Annotated in this window: 19 protein-coding genes; 5 read left to right on the top strand and 14 right to left on the bottom strand. The window is 46.6% G+C overall.

Annotation, left to right across the window (positions count from 1 at the left end):
- Positions 1 to 10: 10 nt before the first annotated feature.
- Positions 11 to 2,386 carry an ABC transporter permease gene (locus RT717_RS18090; RefSeq protein WP_317487790.1) on the bottom strand — a complete coding sequence of 792 codons (2,376 nt, stop codon included), beginning with the start codon at positions 2,384 to 2,386 and terminating at the stop codon, positions 11 to 13.
- Between the two features lie 142 nt (positions 2,387 to 2,528).
- Positions 2,529 to 3,758, bottom strand: a complete 1,230-nt coding sequence (locus RT717_RS18085; protein ID WP_317487789.1) for a cysteine desulfurase-like protein — start codon at positions 3,756 to 3,758, stop codon at positions 2,529 to 2,531.
- A 205-nt stretch (positions 3,759 to 3,963) separates the two neighbouring features.
- Between RT717_RS18085 and RT717_RS18080 the strand changes: the two genes are divergently transcribed.
- Positions 3,964 to 4,260: a hypothetical protein gene (locus tag RT717_RS18080; RefSeq protein WP_151999801.1), complete on the top strand. Its 297-nt coding sequence runs from the start codon at positions 3,964 to 3,966 to the stop codon at positions 4,258 to 4,260.
- Positions 4,261 to 4,322: 62 nt separating this feature from the next.
- On the opposite strand, the gene RT717_RS18075 is transcribed toward RT717_RS18080, so the two are convergent.
- Positions 4,323 to 4,925: a trimeric intracellular cation channel family protein gene (locus RT717_RS18075; RefSeq protein WP_151999802.1), complete on the bottom strand. Its 603-nt coding sequence runs from the start codon at positions 4,923 to 4,925 to the stop codon at positions 4,323 to 4,325.
- Positions 4,926 to 4,989: 64 nt separating this feature from the next.
- Positions 4,990 to 5,826: an SDR family oxidoreductase gene (locus RT717_RS18070; RefSeq protein ID WP_317487788.1), complete on the bottom strand. Its 837-nt coding sequence runs from the start codon at positions 5,824 to 5,826 to the stop codon at positions 4,990 to 4,992.
- A gap of 213 nt (positions 5,827 to 6,039) precedes the next feature.
- On the opposite strand from RT717_RS18070, the gene RT717_RS18065 reads away from it, so the two are divergent.
- Entirely contained in the window at positions 6,040 to 6,675 is a 636-nt protein-coding gene (locus RT717_RS18065; protein WP_317487787.1) for a lysophospholipid acyltransferase family protein, read from the top strand.
- 21 nt (positions 6,676 to 6,696) lie between these two features.
- Here the strand turns inward: RT717_RS18065 and RT717_RS18060 are convergent, their stop codons facing one another.
- Genes RT717_RS18060 through RT717_RS18030 form a run of 7 tightly spaced genes read right to left on the bottom strand, consistent with a single transcriptional unit; the run spans position 6,697 to position 15,286 of the window.
- Positions 6,697 to 7,209 carry a DinB family protein gene (locus RT717_RS18060; protein WP_317487786.1) on the bottom strand — a complete coding sequence of 171 codons (513 nt, stop codon included), beginning with the start codon at positions 7,207 to 7,209 and terminating at the stop codon, positions 6,697 to 6,699.
- A 6-nt stretch (positions 7,210 to 7,215) separates the two neighbouring features.
- Positions 7,216 to 7,836 carry a Uma2 family endonuclease gene (locus tag RT717_RS18055; protein ID WP_317487785.1) on the bottom strand — a complete coding sequence of 207 codons (621 nt, stop codon included), beginning with the start codon at positions 7,834 to 7,836 and terminating at the stop codon, positions 7,216 to 7,218.
- Positions 7,837 to 7,880: 44 nt separating this feature from the next.
- Entirely contained in the window at positions 7,881 to 9,434 is a 1,554-nt protein-coding gene (locus RT717_RS18050; protein WP_317487784.1) for an NFACT RNA binding domain-containing protein, read from the bottom strand.
- A 27-nt stretch (positions 9,435 to 9,461) separates the two neighbouring features.
- Complete coding sequence (locus RT717_RS18045; RefSeq protein WP_317487783.1) at positions 9,462 to 10,223, bottom strand: MBL fold metallo-hydrolase; 762 nt, start codon at positions 10,221 to 10,223, stop codon at positions 9,462 to 9,464.
- The gene (locus RT717_RS18040; protein WP_317487782.1) at positions 10,220 to 10,495 is read right to left on the bottom strand and encodes a hypothetical protein; all 276 of its coding nucleotides are present in this window, start codon (positions 10,493 to 10,495) and stop codon (positions 10,220 to 10,222) included. Before RT717_RS18040 ends, RT717_RS18045 begins: the two co-directional genes overlap by 4 nt.
- 1 nt (position 10,496) lies before the next feature.
- Positions 10,497 to 10,865, bottom strand: a complete 369-nt coding sequence (locus RT717_RS18035) for a response regulator (protein WP_317487781.1) — start codon at positions 10,863 to 10,865, stop codon at positions 10,497 to 10,499.
- A gap of 2 nt (positions 10,866 to 10,867) precedes the next feature.
- A complete protein-coding gene (locus RT717_RS18030) occupies positions 10,868 to 15,286 on the bottom strand; it encodes a PAS domain S-box protein (protein WP_317487780.1) in 4,419 nt (1,472 codons plus the stop codon).
- A gap of 96 nt (positions 15,287 to 15,382) precedes the next feature.
- Between RT717_RS18030 and miaA the strand changes: the two genes are divergently transcribed.
- Positions 15,383 to 16,303, top strand: coding sequence for a tRNA (adenosine(37)-N6)-dimethylallyltransferase MiaA (gene miaA, locus RT717_RS18025; RefSeq protein ID WP_317487779.1), 921 nt, complete (start codon positions 15,383 to 15,385; stop codon positions 16,301 to 16,303).
- Here the strand turns inward: miaA and RT717_RS18020 are convergent.
- Both RT717_RS18020 and pfkA read right to left on the bottom strand, forming a co-directional pair.
- Positions 16,300 to 16,575 carry a hypothetical protein gene (locus RT717_RS18020; RefSeq protein ID WP_317487778.1) on the bottom strand — a complete coding sequence of 92 codons (276 nt, stop codon included), beginning with the start codon at positions 16,573 to 16,575 and terminating at the stop codon, positions 16,300 to 16,302. The genes miaA and RT717_RS18020 overlap by 4 nt on opposite strands.
- A 5-nt stretch (positions 16,576 to 16,580) precedes the next feature.
- Positions 16,581 to 17,552: a 6-phosphofructokinase gene (gene pfkA, locus RT717_RS18015; protein WP_317487777.1), complete on the bottom strand. Its 972-nt coding sequence runs from the start codon at positions 17,550 to 17,552 to the stop codon at positions 16,581 to 16,583.
- Between the two features lie 185 nt (positions 17,553 to 17,737).
- Between pfkA and RT717_RS18010 the strand changes: the two genes are divergently transcribed.
- The gene (locus RT717_RS18010; protein WP_317487776.1) at positions 17,738 to 19,039 is read left to right on the top strand and encodes a glycosyltransferase; all 1,302 of its coding nucleotides are present in this window, start codon (positions 17,738 to 17,740) and stop codon (positions 19,037 to 19,039) included.
- Positions 19,040 to 19,065: 26 nt separating this feature from the next.
- Positions 19,066 to 20,169: a DegT/DnrJ/EryC1/StrS family aminotransferase gene (locus RT717_RS18005; protein WP_317487775.1), complete on the top strand. Its 1,104-nt coding sequence runs from the start codon at positions 19,066 to 19,068 to the stop codon at positions 20,167 to 20,169.
- Here RT717_RS18005 and RT717_RS18000 read toward each other — a convergent pair.
- Entirely contained in the window at positions 20,159 to 20,551 is a 393-nt protein-coding gene (locus RT717_RS18000; protein ID WP_317487774.1) for a group III truncated hemoglobin, read from the bottom strand. The genes RT717_RS18005 and RT717_RS18000 overlap by 11 nt on opposite strands.
- Between the last annotated feature and the right edge of the window lie 77 nt (positions 20,552 to 20,628).

The raw sequence follows: 20,628 nt of genomic DNA, 5'->3' as shown, positions 1-20,628 counted from the left end.
TGCCAGAAATTTACTCATATTTCAGGTTGTTTGCCGGGTTGGAGTTGGCTGCCCTTAACGCATGATAGCCAGTTGTCAACACAGTAATAACCAGGATGATCAACAACACGACGACAAACAACAACAGGTTAATGTCAACGTGATATTCGAAAGTTTTGAGCCAGTCATTCATGAAATAGTAGCCGAGCCCGAACGCAGGCACAGCACCTATGAGTACCAGCCACACAAAATCTTTCACAAGCAGAGTTACAAGGCCGCCAGTGTTGGCGCCCAGCACTTTTCTGATGCTTATCTCTTTGGTGCGCTGCTCGGCAATGAAGGAGGCTAAGCCGAGCAAGCCAAGACAAGCTATAAAGATCATCATCAGCGAAAACCCGAGAAACAGTTTGCCACGAAGTTGATCCGTTTCATACTGCTCCATAAACTCCTCATCAAGGAACGTAGCATCGAAGGGAATGCCTGGATACACCTCGTTCCAGCTGGCTTCTATGGCGGCAAGCGAAGCCTGCAGGTCTTCCGATGTTTTGATAAGCACACTCGAATTGTTGAGGCCAGGAATGAACATCAAGGCTTCAATGGGGTTGTAAAGAGACTGCTGATGGAAATCCCTGACCACACCCACCACTCGGTGAAACACGGTGCTGTCACGGTCAAACTGGAACTTCTTGCCTATAGGTTCTTCCCAGCCCATTCTGGCCACCATGGCTTCGTTTACCATCACTGAGGTGGCTGTGTCGCTTGGGTATTGAGAAGAGATATTTCGCCCTTTCTCAAAAGGAATGCTGAGTGTGGGGAAAAAGTCATAGTCGACTACGTAGGCATCGATGCCATAATTTTCCATTACTCCCTCGTTGGTCTCGACACTCATCACATTTTTGCCATAGCCATTCCCTGGCGAGGTACTCGAGGAAGCCACGGACTTGATATTAGGGTTCTGCATCAGGGAATTTCGGAAAACAGGATACTTTTCACGGCTGGCCTGGTTGTCCAGCACCACACGAACCACCTGGTCTTTGTCGAAGCCCAAATCCTTGCTGCGCAGGTACTGCATTTGATCGTAGATGATGAAGGTACCTATCAGCATGAAGATGGAGATGGCGAACTGGATACCAACCAGCACACGTCGCAGCCATTGATTGCCGCCTCTGCTAGCTCCCTTGCCCTTTAGCACTGCTGCTGGTTTAAAGCTCGACAGGTAAAAGGCTGGGTAACTTCCACTGACAAACCCAGTCAGCACCAGAATGCACAGAACCACCAGGATGAGCTGTGGCTGCAGTAGGTCTAAAAGAGATAAGTTGGTGTCGAGGGATCCGTTGAAAAGGGGTACAGCGATCGCCAAAACTATTAAGCTGATAACTAAGGAGATAACTGTAAGCACTACCGATTCGGTGATAAACTGCCCAATCAACATGCCCCTTTGAGCACCCATTACCTTTCTGATCCCTACTTCCAATGCTCTGCGCATGGAGCGTGCGGTCGACAGGTTCATATAGTTGATGCTGGCAATAACGATCAGGAACAAGGCAACGGCGGCAAAAATGTAGATGTATTTGATGTTGCCAAGTGATTCAGGTTCACCTTCAAAAGTGGAATAAAGGTGAATGTCTTTGATGGCAATCATTTCATACCGGATCACGATGTCAAACTGATCGAAGATCACCGCTACGTATTTATCAATAATGTCATTAAGCTTGGTTTCCACTACTTTCGGGTCAGCACCCTCTCTTAACAAAGCGTAAGTGTAGATGCCAAAGCCGCCCCAGTTTTGGGAGTTATTTCTATCAGAAGTGCTGGCCGACATCATCGCATTGGGTCTGATGTGAGATGTTTTAGGCAGGTCTTCATACACACCAGTTATTTCGAAGGAATTCTGGTCTGTTTTCAGGATTTGCCCAACCGGGTTTTCGCCTTTGAAAATTTTGTCCGCCATGGTTTTGCTGATGACCATGGAGCTTGGATTCTGTAGCGCTGTGGAGGGGTTGCCGGAAATAAGGTCAAAGGAAAAAACATCAAACACTGTGCTGTCTACCTGAAAGACGTCTTCTTCAAAATAGTTGATATTGTCTTTGATAAACTTGGTGCGGCCGTTGCCAATAAAGCGGACGTACTGCTCTACCTCTTCAAATTCAGCCTTCAACGTTCGGCCAAGAGGGAGCTGGGTCACTGCCCAGCGGAACGCATTGTCAGGTTCCTTGATGTCCGACGAAATGCGGTAAATCCTGTCCGCTTTTGCGTGATGTTTGTCGTAGCTAAGTTCTTGCGACAGATAGAGAATGATTAGTAAGCTGGAAACAATTCCGATTGTTAAACCGAGAATATTAAGCGCAGCATAGGTAGGCTGGCGCATCAGGTGCCTGATGCTCACCATTAGGTAACTTTTTAACATGATTAGTCCTTTTGAGTTTGAGTCTTGTAAATATTACGAAATTCTTCGTAAAAGGATGTTAAAAAAAGTTAAAGTCCTGGGCAGAAGGATTTAAGTAGTCAGCGGGAGATATTTTGAAGTGAGTGAAACCGAAAGGAAAGGCCTATGTCAATTTTTTCACGGCCTTGATTACGTAGTCAATTTCTTGTTCGGTATTATAGAGTGAAATTCCCATACGGGTAACTCCACCTTTTTCCAGAAGGCCCAGCACTTCAATGGCCCGCACGGCATAAAAATGGCCGTCCCAGGCGCAAATGTTTTCCGCAGCAAGCTGCTTGCAGACCTCTTCGGCCGTTTTTCCTTTGACTGTAAACGACACGGTGGGAGTTCTTTTTTCAGATGAAAAATCCTGCCCTACAACCGTCATGCCCTTGATGGCCTTTAGTTCTGTGTAAAGTTTTGATGCCAGGGCGAACTCATGTTGACTTACTTTGGCGTAAGCATCATCCAGCTTCTCTCTCAGGCTATTGCCTGATCCCATTGAAGCGATAAAATCAACAGCGGCGGAAACACCAGCCATGGCCGCATGATTGAGCGTTCCTGTTTCAATGGAATAGGGGGCTATCTGGTCGGTGGTTCTTAGCCTGTCGGTTGGCAGCCTGTCGAGCAGGCCTGGCTTTGCATACAATATACCCACATGAGGCCCATAGAATTTGTAGGCCGAACAAATGAGGAAGTCGCAGCCAATGGCTTGCACATCGATGCTGAAGTGCGGCGCATAGTGAACTGCATCCAGCAGGAGCCAGGCCCCCACCTTGTAGGTCATTTGCCTCACCAGTGCAAAATCGTTGACAGTGCCTATGGCGTTGCTCGACATGCCCATGCAAACCAGCCGGGTATTTTCATTGAGCTTCTGCTCAAAATCAGCATAGTCCAGTGTGCCGGTGGGTAAAAGCTTCACCTCCCGCACTTTGACACCAAAATCTCTCAGGGTAAGCCACGGGCCCCGGTTGGCCTCGTGGTCAAGTTGTGTGATCAATACTTCATCGCCAGGCTTCAGCAGCCTGCTCATTGCCCGGGCCAGCGAATAATTGATAGTGGTCATGTTCTGACCAAGAGAGATGCACTCCGGGCCAGGAGCCCCCAGCAGGGTTGCCATCTTTGCCCGGGCGTCCGCCATTACTTTATCGGTTTCCCGTGTGGTGACAAAGGCACCGTGGGTGTTGGCGTTGGACCGGCGATAGTAGGTTGAAATAGCTCTGATGACCCTCTCAGGTACTTGGGTGCCGCCTGGGCCATCCAGAAAGATGAGGGGTTTCTTGTTGTGCAGACGCCGTAAGGCAGGAAACTGGTGATGTACGGACTGAGGATCGAACACAGACTTTTTAGCCATGGGAGTGTGGAGTTTAAGAAGTCTAAGATGAGAAAAAACACGATATGGAGTATTGCTTTTTTGAAGGGCGGGCTGAATTTTTCCTCGCCATTCCGACTTTTTATTACTTAATAAATAATTAGAAACCACGTAAATTAGTGTACTTTCAAATTGTTCTGTATTTTGCCATGGTGTAGATTTGTCAAAACCTATATTTTAGTGGTCTATGAAAAAAGCGTGGATTGACTTTTTAAATTCTTTTAAGCCTACCTATTCGGTAACCGTACGTTTGTATCACGTAATTCCGAATTTTCCGGAAGTACAATCTTTTCAAGATCGGGAGGAGTTTGGTAAGGGGCAGTACCAGAAAGCGAAGCTGTACTATGACAGGGTTGTCAGAAAAAATATTGAGCACAAAGTGATGCCTGTAGAGGTGAGACTTATCAAGGGCAAAAAGACCGTGATGGAGTCCAGAAACTTCGGACCTGTGGATACGGTCAAGAACCTAAACGTTCCAGTTTAGAAGAGTGATGTTTTTAATGTGAAACCCGAAGCTGTCTTTTGACAGCTTTTGTGTTTTGTAGCCTACTTCAACTTTGGCAGTGACAGTCTGAATTTTACTGCCAGTAGCCGGATTACAACGATTACGCCAATGGAAATCAGCAGGTTGACATTGCGATCAATTTCAAACAGCCTTAGCGATAAGTAGCAAATAGCGCCGGCCAGGCAGGCTGTAGCATAAATCTCTTTCCTGAAAATCACCGGCAGTTCGTTGGTCAGTGTGTCCCGGATCACCCCGCCCATGATAGCAGTAAACATGCCCATAATGGCTGCTATTTCTGGCCTTACACCAACAGAGAGGGCCTTTTCAACTCCCAAAATTGTAAAGAAGGCTATGCCCACAGTGTCGAACAGCATGAAGGTTCGTTTTAGCCTGGAAACAAAGCCGTACAGAATAAAGGTAACGATGACACCAAGAATGATGGCGTAGAGGAAATTAATGTCACCAATCCATACCAGGGGATAGCTACCAAGCAGCACGTCCCTCAAGGTACCTCCTCCAATGGCTGTTAGAAAGCCAGTGAAGGCCGCAGCAAACCAGTCGGCTTCTTTGCCCTGTAGCGCCAGGGCGCCGGAAATGGCAAAAAAGAATGTGCCGATAAGTTCGAGGGCGTATTGAAGATCCATAATCGTATAACTGACGCCTCAAAATTAGGGAAAGAGAACAACAAATGCGGGCCGGAAACTCGATTTAAGGCCAATCGAATTTTGTTAAATCTCCGTAAATAAAATTGTATTTCAGCTGGCTCTTAAGCTTCTCGTTGCTGACGATTTTAAAGGAGGTGACGTCAGACGCAGCAAATTGAGGAAGAACTATCCCCAAAACCTCAGAAGCCTTTGTATAGAAATCCCTTTTTGGCGGGTGAGTATCACTGCAGCAGTTAAATGTGTCGCCGCTCGCTTGCCCTTCGATCATTTTGTGAATGATGTTAACGCAATCGTCCCGGTGGATCAGGTTGACCAACTCTTCACCATTTGCCAGCCCTTTTTTTCCGGCGAAGAACCTGGCCGGCTGGCGGTCGTGGCCAATCAGGCCGGCCATACGCAGAATGATCACCTCCTTGCCATCTAGTTTTCTCAGCCGGTCTTCAGCGTCGAGCAAAACCTTCCCGGCTTCAGAATCAGGCAGAAGCTGCATTTCTTCTGAGACAACTTCGTTGGTATTTGGATAGACAGACGTTGAGCTGATGTAAATGATTTTGCCAACAAGCGACTTAGCTACACTGTCCAAAAGGATACCGAATGAATTTCGGAACTGCTCAGCTCCGCCTTTTCTAACGCCCGGGGGGTAGTTGACAATCAGAATGTCCGATGTAAGAAAGTCCGATAGCTGGGAATAGTCTCCGCCGTCGGACAACTGAATCAGGAACGGTTCGATGCCGGTCTTTTTCAGTAAGGCAAGTTTTTCAGGGGAGGTGGTAGACCCTTTGATCTTAAATCCATTTTGAAGCAGGTGCCTTGCCAGTGGCAAGCCGAGCCAGCCACAACCTAAAACGCTAACTGACTTCTTTGAGGTGCTGTTTTCCATGCGACACGATATTAAGAAAAAGCTGTCTCAATCTGTCCCTTAAATCAGTTTTATACCAACGGAGGGCTTTATCGAAAAACAATCGGGTGGTTTTTGGTGCTTTGTTTTAGCTTTGTGAGCATTCATCATAATCAATTATTAGTGTCTACGCCGTTTCGCCTTCTGTTTTGTGTGTTTTGGAGTATCCTTATGATTTCCTCCTCTCTGTTGATCATGATCATTACATTCGATAGAAAAATACCGGTTGTGATGGCACGGACCTGGTGGTCGCCTGGGATTTTGTGGGCATGTGGAGTTACGCTGAAAGTGGAAGGAACTGCGCACGTCAATGACAAAGACTCGTATGTGTTTGTCAGCAATCATCTGTCATATCTTGATATTGCTGTTTTGTTCAGGGCAGTACCCGTTAATCTTTACTTTGTTGCCAAGCAGGAGCTGAAAAAAGTGCCATTTCTTGGGTGGTACATGATGGGCACAGGGATGATATTCGTTGACAGGAGCAACAGAGAAAAGGCTATTGAAAGTTTAAAAAAGGCTGGCCAACTTATTAAAGGAGGCAAAAATGTACTGATGTTTCCGGAGGGAACCAGAAGTCGCAATGGAGAAGTCGGCATTTTCAAAAAGGGGCCATTTCTCCTGGCATCTCAAGCTGGAGTGCATGTGGTTCCAGTGGCTATTAGTGGGTCGGAAAAAGTGTGGAAAGCCGGCAGGTTTGCTATAAAACCTCATAAAGTAGATGTCCATATCGGCCTGCCTGTTAAGCATGATGGCAAAACGGATATCAACACATTTATTGGAAAAGCCAGGGAGCAGGTGATAGAGTTGAAGGCCATGCCAGCCGAGGCTTAGTGGTTTTTGCTGCATGTAAAATCACTGACCCTTTCTGTTAAGATCGACATCGGCATAAAAGCCCAGGTCTTTGTTTCTCACCTGTTTCGTCCAAAAGGCAATTTGCCCCGTGTGGTAGGAGTAGTGCTCTACGGCATGAATAACATTGCCAACCCCTGAAAACTCGTAGGCTTGCACAGGCCGAACTCTAAGGAGTTCCTCGTCAGAGATAGTTTGGATCACTTCAATGGCTTGAGCAACGGTGCTTTCAAGCTTCAACTGGAGCTCTTTTTTGCTGTAGCCGCCCTTTGCGTCAAACTCTTCATCTCTCACTCTACGGTCTTCTTTGCCCCCCAATGATGAAATAATGTACTGGGTAATATTTCCACAGAGATGAAGAATAAGGTTACCCATGCTGTTGGATGAGGCGTTAGGGCGCTGCCATATTTCCACCTCAGATAGTTGATCAAGGCATTTGGCTATTTTTTGCGTGTTTTCCTGCAAGCGCATGATGGCATGCTGTTTAACTTCAACAGCGAGTAGGGAAGGTGTCATTTTATATCAATAATCGAAAATATCGTTCACGTCAATTGTCAGTCCGGGAACGGCGGTGGAAGTCACGCTTTCGTCGTCTGTAAACTTTAAAGATTGGCTGTATTTCCCATCACTACGCAGCACGAAAACTTCTACGACTTTTTCACCCGGATAAACCACCCAGTACTCTTTTACACCATTTTCTTCATATAGGCTAAACTTATCTTTGAGGTCTTTCGAAGAAGTGGATGGGGAGAGAATCTCTACCATAATATCAGGTGCGCCACTGCAGCCTTTGTCATCTAGTTTGGAGGGATCGCACACCACACAAATGTCTGGCTGAACCACGGAGAAAATCCGATTATCGGGATCTGATGGTTTTTGTGGCAGCCGCACATCGAAGGGGGCAGCGTAGGCCTTGCATTTCTTTTTTCTTAAAAAGCTCCAAAGAATGCCATGGAGGTTTCCGCTAATGTCCTGATGTGCCCGGTTTGGGGCTGGCGACATATGGAAAACCTTTCCTTTGATCAACTCCACCCTCTCCTCGAAACTCCACCGAAGGTAGTGGGCGTAGCTATAGGTAGCTTCCGGCTCAAGCAACATGATGTCGTTGATGTCGGTCTCCGGTGTTTGGTAGGGCTTTGCCATTAGATAAAGATAAATAATTGAACGGAGGCTGCAATGAATTCTCGTTAGTTTGGCAGCCCCGGCTCAACCATAATCACCTCTTCTCTCTCCACAATTACGGCTCCAGGATGAGCGCCTTTTGGTTTTCTCACCCATTTTTTTGGCGTGAAAATTACAGGGCAAAGTGTGTCTGTTTTCCTTTTAGAATAGTAGGCAGCCAGAGCCGCCGCCTGCTCGATAACCGGCTTTGGGAAGTTTTGTCCTGCTCTCCATTTCAATACTACATGCGAGCCAGGCACATCTTTGGCATGCAGCCAAAGGTCGTTTTTTGTAGCGTACTTCAGGGTCAACTCGTCGTTGTTTTTGGCGTTGGTGCCCACCCACGCCTCGTACAGCCCAATCTGGAACACTTTAAAAGGGCGGTTTATGGCAGCTTGTTTCGATTCTTTCGCTAGTCCGTGTTGCTGAATATACTGCCTGATGAGTTTCAGGTCGGTCATGTCTTCCAGATGCAGCAGATGTTCTGCAACAGTTTCCTCCAGCGCTTCCTTAGCAGCAATGGCCTCCTCTAGTTTCTCTATTTCAATCTTTTGGTTTTTGGCTTTCCGGTAAAAAATCTCTGCATTTTTCTGCGGGGTCAAAGCCCTCTTAAGCTTGATGCTAACTGGCTGGCCGGTATAAAAATTATCAAGCACCACTTCCTCCAGTCCTTCTTTTACCTGGTAAAGGTTGGCCATAAGCACATCGGCCAGTTGGGAGTAGCTTTTTCCTTCTTTCAGGTCAATCAATTTAGCTTTTGACTGTTTCAGGTAGCTTTCTGTTTGCTTCAGCTCTTTTCTCAGGCGTTGCAGCAGCGGGTGAAGCTCGGTTTTTAGGTAAAACTCCCTGCTGACCTTTTGCGCATAAACCGTAGTTGCCTCAATAGCCGAGTCAGTTTCCATGAGCACTTCCCCTGCTCTGAAAAGCAGCAGCTGCACCTTTTCCTGCCAGCGGCAGATGTAAAACGTGGGACTTTCAAAAGCACCTAGCATCTGTGTTATCAGTGCCCATTTTCTTTCTATCGTTGTGTCATCGTAGCCCAGCCCGTTTAGAAATGCTGTGGTTTCCTTACCCAAAATGGGAACAAATTGTCTAAGCTCACCTTCCACTTCGTCAAAGTGCTCTCTTGTCAATGCAAGTGTTGACACAAGCTGTTCTTGTGTGAGCCCTTCATCATCCAAAAGCTGGCTCCTGAAAAGCCTCTGGTTACCGTTTTTGTCGGTGCCGATGATGTTTGATCTGCTGCCATGCATTTTGAAGAGGAAGCTAAAGCCATTGTTAAACGCCATGACAAACGAGCGATCGCAGGGGGTGATGCTGACCATTTCCAATTGGCCACCAATGGCTTCTTCAAACAGATCGACATTGTTTTTTCTGCCCCTGGCAAAGTTTTCAGGGAATGAAATGAAAGTGAGCTGGGGAATGAGGGAGACCCTGATAAACTTTTCTTCCTCGTTTCTGTAAAAGTGAAAAATGAGCTCATCTTTTTGCTGGCTGAAGCATGCGCCTAATGTGAAGCCACGCCAGGTGGCATCCAGCTCCTCGCACAGCGGTTTCAGAAAGAAATAGTTGAGATGCATAGTAAGAGCAAACCTTGCAGCAGGGAATTAAAGCGTTAGCTGCTGACCGTCGTAAGCAAGATAGATGTTTTCAGGCAATTGAGCAGAGACATCCCTATGCGAGCCCAGCTTGTGGGAGATGTGTGTGAAGTAGGTTTGGTCGGCTTTTAGCTCCTGCGCCAGAGAAATGGCTTCGTCCAGCGTGAAGTGGGAAATGTGGGGCGTTTTCTGCAAGGCATTAAGCACCAGTACCTTGCTTCCTTTTATTTTCTTCTTTTCCTCGTCCGAAATGTAGTTGGCATCAGTTATGTATGTGAAATCGCCAATTCTGAAACCAAACACCGGCAGCTTGAAGTGCATAACATTAATAGGCGTTATCGTTGTATTGCCTATGGTGAATGGCTTCCCGTCAAGAAGCTTTACGTCCACCAATGGAACGCCGGGATACTTGTGGTCAGCAAAAATATAGGAGAACTCTCTCTTGAGCTGTGTGATAACCGCTGTGCTGGCATACACCGGCATGTCCATTTGCTGTAGAAAGTTAAAACTCCTGATATCGTCCAGTCCGGCAGTGTGGTCTTTGTGCTCATGAGTGAAGATGACAGCATCGAGTCTTTTGATTCGCTCACGGAGCATCTGCTGTCTGAAGTCGGGGCCGGTGTCTATCACCAGACTGAGACCATCAACCTCAATATGAACAGAGGAGCGGAGTCGTTTATCGTGAAAGTCAACCGACTGGCATACTTCACAATCGCAGGCAATGACGGGCACTCCCTGCGAGGTGCCGGTTCCGAGGAAGGTCAGCTTCAAATCTCCAGCTTGGTTTGGGTGAGCTCCAGAAGAAGCGATCTGTTTTTTTCGCTGAGGCCTTTTGGGTCGATTTCTATAGACTTTAATATCTCGAGCAAGGCATTGATTTTGCCGTCAAGAGGGAAATACTTATTGACAATGGCAATTTTGGTGTCTCTTAAAATGCAGTAGCCGGAATGGAAACTGCCTTTTTCATAGCGGAGAATATAGTCCGACTCAGCGAAAATATCTTCTAATTTGTTGAGGAAATGTTTGCTGTATTTTACCTGCATATCAACTGGTATACTTCCTTACTTTTTCAACAAGCTGGTCAAAATTCAAAGGCTTGGGAATGAAGTCATTGATTCCATTAGCAAGAAATTCCTCCATGGTGTAATTCCGGGCGTTGCCGGTTATGGCAACAATAGGTATATTTTTTTTAGCCTCATCACTTAGGTTTCTCACCTTTTTTGTGCACTCGATACCGTCCATCACAGGCATGTTAATGTCCATTAGGATAAGATCAAAAGACTCTTCATTGAGTTTTTGAAGCACTTGCTCCCCATTCTTTACCGAAGTGATTTGAAAATTTTGAAGCGTGAGAATCTTCTTGGTAAGGTTCTGAATAACTGAGCTATCTTCAGCGACTAGAATTTTTTTCATAATTATGATGAGGTTGAACTCGCACCCACAAATAACTTGTAATTTTCTTTAAATTCATCAAAGCTAGCATCTATTTGAGCTAATTTCTTTTCTACTTCTTCGTAAATGCTACGCTTTAGTTCCTGTTCAAGCTGAGTTACATACCAGGCAAAACGCTCTATGCCCAGGGTTCCGGAGTTACCCTTTAGCGTGTGCAGTTCCGACCTCAGTACCTCGTAATTGCTCACTCTCAGAGCGTCTTTGCAGTTTGCAAGACTCTCCTGAGCCTCCTTTAAGAAGTCGTTGAGCACCGACTCAACCATTTCGGCTCCGCCATACTTGCTGAGTTCGTCCAGCACCAGCGTGTTTACAATTTTAAGGTCGTCAGGTACCTCGGCCATTTTTTGGACTACAATTTCGCTTGGCTTATTGTTCTCTATCCAATCCACCACTTTTTGGATGATGGTTTTGGCCTGGATCGGTTTGGAAATATAGTCGTCCAAACCACTATCGAGGAATTTCTTCCTGTCTTCTTCCATCGAATAGGCGGTCATGGCGATAATTGGGGGCTGATGGTCGAGGTTGAGGAGTTTAATCTCCCGGGTGACCTGCACACCGTCTTTTTTGGGCATTTGTATGTCCATAAAAACCACGTTGTACTGGTGCTGCTGGATCATTTCAATAGCGTCGTCGCCGTTTTCTGCAAAGTCTACCCTGCATCCCGCCTTAATAAGGATATGCCCTGCTACCTTCCTGTTGACGTCATTGTCGTCCACCAGAAGTATATATGGGATTTTCTTGCTGAACACTTTCTGAATGGCCTCGTCGGTAAGGGGAAGATTCCTTTCCTCGGGTTGCTCTATTATTTCTGCTTCGAAGGTAAACCAAAAGGTACTGCCAAGGCCGGGCGTAGAATAAACGCCTATTTCACCGCCCATCGATTTGGTCAGCTCTTTAGATATTGCCAGTCCGAGGCCTGTGCCGCCAAACTTTTTGGTCATAGAGTTGTCAACCTGGCTGAACGAGTCGAAGAGCTTCTTCAGGTCTTCTTTGCTTATCCCAATGCCCGAATCTTTGATCTTCACCTTCAAAATCAGGGTGTCCCCCTTTCTCTTGTGCTCGTTAAGGCTGATGTAAATTTTGCCTCGCCCTTTGGAGAACTTGATGGCATTGGAGGTGAGATTCGAAAGAACTTGCAACACCCTGGTTTCGTCAAGGAGGAAGTACTCGGGTAAGCTTTTCGCTACCGTGTATTGAAGGCTAGTTTCGTTGATTGACGCCTGCTGGCTGAATAGGTTATAAAGCTTGTCCAGCGTTCCCCGGAGGTTTACGGGCCTTTTTCTAATCTCCATTTTGCCCGCCTCAATTTTTGACAAATCGAGAATGTCGTTGAGAATGGTGAGGAGGGTTTCGGAAGACTTTTTAATTGTTCTGAGGTACTCGGACTGCTCCTGATTGAGTTGTGTACTGCCTATCAGATCCAGCATGCCAATGATCCCGTTCATAGGCGTCCTAATCTCATGGCTCATGTTGGCCAGGAAACGCTCTTTGATCTTGAGTGACCTTTCTGCCAGCTCTTTTGCTTTGCGAAGCTCTTCATTGGTGCGGATCAGCGTGGTGATGTCTCTGGCGACACCTTCAATTTCAAGCGGGTAGTTTCTGCGATATACCAGGCGGATGTTGCAGAGGCATTGCAAATCCTTTCCATCTTTTGTGTACAAGGTCGCCTCGAAGTTTCTTAGCCTTCTGTTCTTTCGCAGCTTGCTGAATACACTGTGGATGGAGTCGGACGAGCTGAAGAGTTCGTCGATGTTTTTTCCTATTACCTCCTTAGATGTGTAGCCTAAAAGTTCTATGACCGACGGGCTGATCATCGTGATCTTTCCCTTGGCATCGCAACGGAAATAAATGTCCTGAAAGGATTCGAAGATATTCCTGAATTTCTCTTCGCTTTCCTGTAGTGCCACTTCCGAAAGCTTCTTCTCAGTAATGTCGTTGGCGATAACTGAAATCTCTTCAATAGAGCCGTCGGGAAGGAAGATTGGGTTGAGGAATACATCTCTCCATATTTTGTTGCCCTTGAGGTCAGTAACATGGCTTTGGAAGTTGACGATTTCGCCACTAAAAGCACGGTCGTACTTGGTTTTCCAAAACTCGCCGAGGCTTGGAACCAGAAAGTCGAAGCCGCTCTGACCACCCAGAGAGGGGGTAATGCCGTAGTAGCGCTGCAGCGCATCAGCGTAGTTTTGGTTGAAGGAAGTGAAGCAGTAGTTCCTGTCGATGGACCAGATTTGGTGAGTGGTAGACTCAAAAATTGCTTTTAGCCTGGCGCTTTGGCTAATGATTTTCGCTTCGTTCGACTTGCGTTCGAGCGCAAGAGACACCTGGCTGGAGATGAAATCCAGCAGTTCAAGGTCTTTGTGGTTATAGGCTGTTCGGTCTTTGTAAGAATGAAACGAAATAACACCCGCCGGTTTACCATCGACATTGACCTGCACTCCCAGCCATATCAGCGGAAGCTTGGCATGAAGAGGCAACTTTTTATTATCTGCAATGCGCCGAATACCGTCTTCGTAAATGATCAGTGGCTTGCTTCTCTCAAATGTGAATTCAGCCAGCAGTTTGGTAATGCTTTTTAGCTGCTTGACTTCCGACGGCTCTTCTAACTCGGTGATGAGGTAAGGGAACTGGATTTTCCCTGTTTTTTCATCTTTGAGACTGATGGCAAAATTCTGAATCTTCAGTATTTTGTTAAGCTCCTCAAATACGTTGCGGTACAGCGCATCCAGATTGCTACTGGTGGTCGTCAGGTTGGCAATTTTGTAGTAGAGGCTTTGCGCTTTTTCGGCACGTATCCTTTCTGTAATGTCGTAAAAGATACCTCTAAACTCTGTCGGGCTGCCATCCTGAATAGTGCAGTTGACTCGCCCGGAAACGTAGATATTCTTACCAAACTTACTGATAAAAACAGTTTCAAACTTCTCGATTCGCTCCCCACGTCCAATCTGGTTCAGGTTCTCGACTGTACTGCTTTGGTAGTCTTTCGGTATCAAATCAGTAAGCCTCAGCTGGCTTATTTCTTCGTCATTGTATCCGAGTTTGGTTTTCCAGGCCTCATTCACAAACCTGAACTCTCCTTCCGATGTGAAAATTTGAATAAGGTCGCTCGAATTGTCGAAGAGTTCTTTCAGCTGGGCGTTGGTCTTTTCTAACTCTTGTCGAACCTTCCGTCGTTCTGTAATATTTTCTCCAACGATGGTGATACCAATTACCTGGCCCTTGGCATTCTTAAGTATAATGGAGCTAAACCGTATAATGAGAATTTCGTCTCCATCCAGCGTAATTACGCCAGTCAGTGCCTCGGTGTAGTCCTCTCTCTCTACCAGTGTTCGGAAACTTTTTTTGGTTACGTTGTCGCCGCCGTAGGGCTGAAACACCTCAAACAGACTCTTGCCCATGAGGTCCCCGGCGGGTTTTCGGGTGGCTTTCAAAAATGCTTCGTTGCAAAATGTAATAATGCCCTCGCTGTTGGTGGTAAGCGAAAGAATTTTAGACTGGTTGAGCGATTTTTGAAGCTTTTTTTCGCTCTCCAACAAAGCTTTTTCACGGCTTTCAGCTTCTTCTGCCAGCTTCCTCTCGGTAATGTCTATGGTGGCGGAGATATAGCCGGAGAACTTACCCAGGCTACTGACTCTCGGAATGCCGGTATCCAGCACCCATCTGTATTTCTTGTCGTAGCGGCGCAGCCTGTAGGTAACCTCATATTTTTTACGACGCTTAAAAGCCAGGTCCATGGTAACCAGCACGTCATTCAGGTCTTCTTCGTGAATGTTGGCAATCCATCCATTGTTTTGCTCCTCTTCTACTTCTTTGCCAGTAAACTTGAGCCATTGCTTGCTGAAGTAGTAGAAGAAGTTGTTGGAATTGGTCATTCGCAACAGCACAGGAGCATTGTCGGCCAGAGATTGGAACGTCTTTTCCGATTCCAGAAAATACACATCGGCGTCATCGTCCTTGTTCTCCAGCTTGATTGTGCAAAGCAGGTGGTTGTTTTTCTCTTCGGTTAGTGCCGATAGCTTTATTTTAGAAAAGAAGACCTTCTCAGAAGAGTTTTTAATTTCTCCAACAAACTTTTGGGGGAGGCCAAGCAGCGCCAGTTTTATTTTTTGTTGGAACTTGTCTGCTGAGGCACTGCCATCGGCTTGAAAATTCGGGCAAAATTCAAAAATTGACTTTCCAACAATTTCTTTGCTACCAACCTTGAAAACCTCAAGAGCTTTTTCATTGCAGTTGACAATGACGTCATTGTTTAGCAACAGGCTGATGTCGTTGCTGTCTTCTATGGACGTTTTAAACCGTGATTGTGCTATCCGAAGCTCAGCATTAAGCCTTTCGATCTCCTTCCGTAATTCTTCCGTAGTTTTGTTGTCAAGGCTGATCATGCATCAAAGGTAGTCTGCCAAACAGGCGACGTATTGCCTAAAGTTAATAAAATTGCAAAAAGATAAGTAAACGAGCCTGATTTAAGGATGCCAATAATGAGTCGGAGTGATAAAAAGCTGATTGTAATAGTGGGGCCAACTGCCGTTGGAAAGACCGACCTGGCTTTCGACCTGGCCAAAAAGCTCCCGACTGAGATCGTTTCGGCCGACTCCAGGCAGTTTTACCGGGAGCTGGAGATTGGCACTGCAAAACCCGAGCCTTTTATGCTTGAACAGGTGAAGCATCATTTTGTTAATAGCCTGTCGATTACCGAGGACTACACAGCCGGGCAGTTCGAAAGAGATGCGCTAGCCGTGCTGGCTGATGTTTTCAAAGAGAGAGGCGTAGCCATCATGGTGGGTGGATCGGGCCTTTATGTGCAGGCGGTGTGCGATGGCATGGATGAAATGCCTGTTATCAAAGAAGGTGTGCGTGAGAAGTGGAATGCGAATGTGGCAGAAAACGGTCTTTCGGAAGTGAGAAAATACGTTGAAGAGCACGACCCTGAGTTTTTTCAAGAGGTTGATAAAAACAACCCTGTGAGGCTTGTGAGAGCGGCTGAGGTAATTGAATCGACCGGGAAAACGTTCTCTTCTTTCAGGATGCGGCAGGGTAAAAGTGAGCGGCCGTTTTCTACTATCAAAATAGGTCTTACGGCTGACCGCCAGCAATTGTACGACCGTATCGACCTGCGCATGGATCAAATGATCGCCAACGGCCTTTTTGAAGAGGCTGAGTTTTTTTTTGGCAACAGGCATCTTCAGTCGCTGCAAACGCTGGGTTATCAGGAGGTGTTCGGCTACCTGGAAGGCAACTACGACAAAACAGAGGCTGTTCGGCTGCTCAAACGGAACTCACGAAGGTACGCAAAAAGACAACTGACCTGGTTTAGAAAAGATGCAGAGGTTCAGTGGTTTGACCGATTGGCAACCGCTGAAGTTTATAAGATGCTTCGTGAGAATGGCCTCAACGTTTAGAACTTACTCAGCTTCATTAGCACAGCCACAATCCGGTAGGGGAAGCTGGAAATCAGCTTGTTATAACGAAACATCTGTGCTCTCAGGCTTCTAAGCTCCTTTGAATCTTCTGAAGCCAGTTGCTGGTCAATCACCTGCAGGCTCCCGGAAAGCCCGAATTCACTGGCCGAGGTGAGTATCTTTTTTTTCTCAGAGCGAAGAAACTGGTTGACCACCATGCCCCAAAGCATGAGAAAGAGAGAAAGGGCCAGGAAGATGGGTAAAAAGCCCATGACAATTAGATGCTAAGGATTTCGACGAGCCGAATCAAATCCTGATCGAGCGGCTTCGACTTTGAAATGGCGATTTTTAAGTTGGTGTATACCACTTCTTTGTCGATAATACCTACCATTACATTTTTTTCCCCATTCAAAAGACCTTCTACTGCAGCCAGCCCTAGTCTGGAAGCAAGAATCCTGTCAAAAGCGGTGGGGTTGCCGCCTCGCTGGATGTGACCCAGCGTGGAAACCCGTATATCCGCTTTTGGCAAATGCGGTGCTACTTTGGCGGCAATTTCGTGTGCATTGCCTTCCTCACCTCCTTCAGCCACTACCACAATGGAGGAGGTCTTCTGCGCATCTTTGCCTTTTTGAAGGGCATTAATCACTTCGTTGATGGTAGTAGAAGTTTCAGGCACCATCACCAACTCGGCACCGCCGCCGATGCCTGACTGGATAGCAATATAGCCTGAGTGCCGCCCCATTACTTCGATAAAAAAGACCCTGTCGTGCGACATGGCCGTATCTCTTATTTTGTCGATGGCTTCGAGCGCAGTGTTTACCGCTGTATCAAAGCCAATAGTATAGTCAGAACCAAATAGGTCGTTGTCAATTGTGCCTGGCGCACCCACCACCGGAATGCCATACTCCTCAAAGAAGATATTAGCACCGGTAAAGGTTCCGTCTCCACCAATGGCAATCAGGCCTTCTATTCCTCTTGACGAAAGCTGCTCATAGGCCTTCTTGCGACCTTCCTTGGTCATGAAATCTTTACTTCTGGCCGATTTGAGTATCGTGCCGCCCCTTTGAACGATGTTGCTAACGGAATAAGACTTCATTTTGTAGATGTCCCCCTCAATCATTCCATTATAACCATACTTGATTCCGTAGATCTCAAGTTCATGATAAAGAGCACTTCTAACAACAGACCTTATACAAGCATTCATGCCAGGTGCATCACCACCCGAAGTAAATACAGCTATTTTCTTCATTAAAAAACCATTTGTTTGCGCTTAGCTCGCCAACCTTGTGAAAAGCAGAGACTTCTAACATTCTAAGGTAGGCACAAAAAGATAAATTTCTAACGCTTTTCGCTAATGCGTGGCAAATCTACTATTAATCTTGAAATGGCCAATGGTCTCTTTTTGTATGTTTGCTTATTCTTAGCCTAGCCGGGATGAAAAAACTGAAAGTATTGATAGTTACTTACTATTGGCCCCCGAGTGCAGGAGGGGGTGTTCAGAGATGGCTGAAACTTTCCAGTCACCTCCCGGAATTTGGTGTTGAGCCTATCATTTTCACTCCGGAAAATCCGGCATTCAGCCTCAAAGATGACACGCTGATGAGGGAAGTAGCTGACAATCTGGAGGTTTGGAAGTTTCCGATTTGGGAGCCACTAAAATATTTCGGTAAGGACGGACAGCCCAGGCAGGGGCAAGTGCTTGAGAAAAAGAAGAAAGGCTTTCTTGATACATTCCTTATTTGGGCCAGAGCTACCTTTTTCATTCCCGACCCCAGAGTCTTTTGGGTCAGACCGTCGGTTCGCTTTCTGGCTCCAATGATTAAGAGCAATAACATTGACCTGATTATCACCACGGGGCCTCCGCACAGCATGCATTTGATTGGCATGAAGCTCCAAAAAAAGACGGGAGTAAAGTGGGTAGCTGATTTCAGAGATCCCTGGTCACAATGGGACATTCTCGACAAGCTTGGGGTGAAAGGGTGGGCTCGTAAACGTCACAGTTTTCTCGAACAAAAGGTTATCAAAAACTGTGATTTGCTCATAACGGTTAGTAATGCCTGGGCGGCCGATTTTAGCCGATTGGGTGCCACTAAAACGTTTGTGCTAACGAATGGGTACGACGAGCATGCTATGGAAAGTGAAAAGCCTACGGTGCCAGGTGGAAAATTTAGGCTTGCACATATTGGCATGCTCAATGAAATGAGAAACCCTCTGGTGTTATGGGAGGTGCTTTCGGAGCTGTGCGTCGAAAACAGGGAATTTGCTACTAGTTTGGAAATTTACCTGGCAGGTATTCTTAGTGATCAGGTGATTGCATCTATCGAGGCTTTTCCTGAGCTGAAGGGTAAGCTCGCTGTTGATGGCTACCTGTCTCATGGCAGTGCAAGAAGGGCGATGAAAACCAGCACGGTTCAATTGCTGGTAATGAATGATTCCGGCAATGCAAAAGGACACATACCCGGAAAGTTTTTTGAATACTTGGAGGCGAAGCGACCGATTTTGGCTATCGGTGATTCTGCCGGAGATGTTGCCAAAATCATTGAGGATACGGGGGCAGGTGCATGCCTTGGATTCAACGACAAGGTTGGAGTTAGGCGAGCGTTAGAGAAACAGTTTGCTGATTTCAAAGCTGACCAACCATTCGCACCTAAGCACTTTGATAAATACGCCAGAAGGAGCCTCGCTATGAAGCTCTCAAACAGGTTGTTCGAAATTTTTATTGATAACAAGCGCTGACGCAGGTTTTAGCCTGACTACATATTATGAATACAATCCCACATTTTGATATAAGCCGACAACATCAGAAGCTGAGACCCGCTCTTGACGAGGCTTATGACAGGGTGCTGAGCAAAAGCTGGTTTGTTCTTGGTGAGGAGGTCAAGGCCTTTGAGAAGGAGTTTGGAGAGTATTTGGGCGTGAAGCACTGCATTGGCTGCGGCAATGGCACCGACGCCCTGGAGCTGGCATTGAAGGCTGCGGGTATAAAGGCCGGAGACGAAGTAATTGTTCCTGCCAATACCTGGGTTTCCCTTGCAGAGTCGGTCATCAATGTGGGGGCTTCGCCTGTCTTCGCTGACGCCCTTCCCGGAGAATACACCATCGATCCGGCATCAGTTCAAAGGTGCATTTCGAAGACAACAAGAGCCATTATTGTCGTGCATCAGTATGGGCAGCCAGCGCACGTGAATGAATTATTGGAAATACGAGACGCACATAAGCTGGTATTGATCGAAGACTGTGCCCATGCGCATGGAGCTGTTTATCAGGAAAAAAATGTAGGCACCATTGGAGACTTTGGCTGCTTTAGCTTTTACCCCACCAAGAACCTGGGCTGCCTGGGCGATGGGGGCGCAGTTGTTACCAACGACGACGAATATGCGGCTACAGTTCGGTTGGTGGGCAATCATGGACAGCCCGCACGGGATGTACATAAAGTGGCAGGCAGAAACAGTCGGCTGCACGAGCTTCAGGCAGCTTTTCTGAGATCGAAGCTTCCTTTGCTCGATCAGTGGAATACAAGAAGAAGATCCATCGCCACCTACTATATGTATGGTCTCGACAGGTCGATGTACCGATTGCCCCAGGTGGGAGATCCAGACTATGCTGTTTTTCATCAATATGTAATTCAAACAGATGACAGGGAAAACCTGATCCGACACTTAGATCGTGGCGGCGTTGGTGTCGCTATTCACTATCCAGCCCCTATTAACGAACTTTCCCCATACCGGTCGTTCAGAACAGACCCTGAGGGGCTGTCAGTTTGTTCGTCTGAAAAGAGCAGCATTCTTTCCCTTCCTATGTTTCCCGAGCTAACAGATGATGAAGTGCAAAGGGTGATCCATACACTAAATAATTTCAGGGGCTAGACAATTGCCTGCTTTGCTCTACTTTATATTGCATGAGGTAGCGGATTTGGGAGGCTCTCGTCTTGGCCTCTTCCGCCTTTGGTCCTTCGAAGAGGTCGTCCACAGTGGCTGTCCATAGTTCCAGCCATCGGTCGAAGTGTTCTTTTTTCAACTGCTCTTTCTTGTCCAGTTGGATATGCACCGACATCGGATTGCCTTTGTATGACATTATTCCCAGGAGGGTAGTCTCCCAAAACTTATACATGGTGGGCATGTGCCTGGCAAAATCGAGTGCAGCGATGTCTGTGAAAATGTAACCTATCGTACCGTCGATTCTGACTTTGCTGTAGAACTGGTCTACCAGTTTTTCGATGTCTGCTCTGGATGCAATATCCTGCTTCATTACTTGCCGCTTTTTCAAATACTGATGCAAGTATAAAGAGCAGAGAATTTCCTTTTTATGATTATCATCATATGTAT

The sequence above is a fragment of the Imperialibacter roseus genome (assembly GCF_032999765.1).
Classification (GTDB): domain Bacteria; phylum Bacteroidota; class Bacteroidia; order Cytophagales; family Cyclobacteriaceae; genus Imperialibacter; species Imperialibacter roseus.
This window is presented reverse-complemented; position numbering and strand designations above follow the sequence as displayed.

Coding starts and splice junctions, on each gene's coding strand:
- RT717_RS18090 (WP_317487790.1), bottom strand. CDS start 2,386: ATGTTAAAAAGTTACCTAATGGTGAGCATCAGGCACCTGATGCGCCAG.
- RT717_RS18085 (WP_317487789.1), bottom strand. CDS start 3,758: ATGGCTAAAAAGTCTGTGTTCGATCCTCAGTCCGTACATCACCAGTTT.
- RT717_RS18080 (WP_151999801.1), top strand. CDS start 3,964: ATGAAAAAAGCGTGGATTGACTTTTTAAATTCTTTTAAGCCTACCTAT.
- RT717_RS18075 (WP_151999802.1), bottom strand. CDS start 4,925: ATGGATCTTCAATACGCCCTCGAACTTATCGGCACATTCTTTTTTGCC.
- RT717_RS18070 (WP_317487788.1), bottom strand. CDS start 5,826: ATGGAAAACAGCACCTCAAAGAAGTCAGTTAGCGTTTTAGGTTGTGGC.
- RT717_RS18065 (WP_317487787.1), top strand. CDS start 6,040: ATGATCATTACATTCGATAGAAAAATACCGGTTGTGATGGCACGGACC.
- RT717_RS18060 (WP_317487786.1), bottom strand. CDS start 7,209: ATGACACCTTCCCTACTCGCTGTTGAAGTTAAACAGCATGCCATCATG.
- RT717_RS18055 (WP_317487785.1), bottom strand. CDS start 7,836: ATGGCAAAGCCCTACCAAACACCGGAGACCGACATCAACGACATCATG.
- RT717_RS18050 (WP_317487784.1), bottom strand. CDS start 9,434: ATGCATCTCAACTATTTCTTTCTGAAACCGCTGTGCGAGGAGCTGGAT.
- RT717_RS18040 (WP_317487782.1), bottom strand. CDS start 10,495: ATGCAGGTAAAATACAGCAAACATTTCCTCAACAAATTAGAAGATATT.
- RT717_RS18035 (WP_317487781.1), bottom strand. CDS start 10,865: ATGAAAAAAATTCTAGTCGCTGAAGATAGCTCAGTTATTCAGAACCTT.
- RT717_RS18030 (WP_317487780.1), bottom strand. CDS start 15,286: ATGATCAGCCTTGACAACAAAACTACGGAAGAATTACGGAAGGAGATC.
- miaA (WP_317487779.1), top strand. CDS start 15,383: ATGAGTCGGAGTGATAAAAAGCTGATTGTAATAGTGGGGCCAACTGCC.
- RT717_RS18020 (WP_317487778.1), bottom strand. CDS start 16,575: ATGGGCTTTTTACCCATCTTCCTGGCCCTTTCTCTCTTTCTCATGCTT.
- pfkA (WP_317487777.1), bottom strand. CDS start 17,552: ATGAAGAAAATAGCTGTATTTACTTCGGGTGGTGATGCACCTGGCATG.
- RT717_RS18010 (WP_317487776.1), top strand. CDS start 17,738: ATGAAAAAACTGAAAGTATTGATAGTTACTTACTATTGGCCCCCGAGT.
- RT717_RS18005 (WP_317487775.1), top strand. CDS start 19,066: ATGAATACAATCCCACATTTTGATATAAGCCGACAACATCAGAAGCTG.
- RT717_RS18000 (WP_317487774.1), bottom strand. CDS start 20,551: ATGAAGCAGGATATTGCATCCAGAGCAGACATCGAAAAACTGGTAGAC.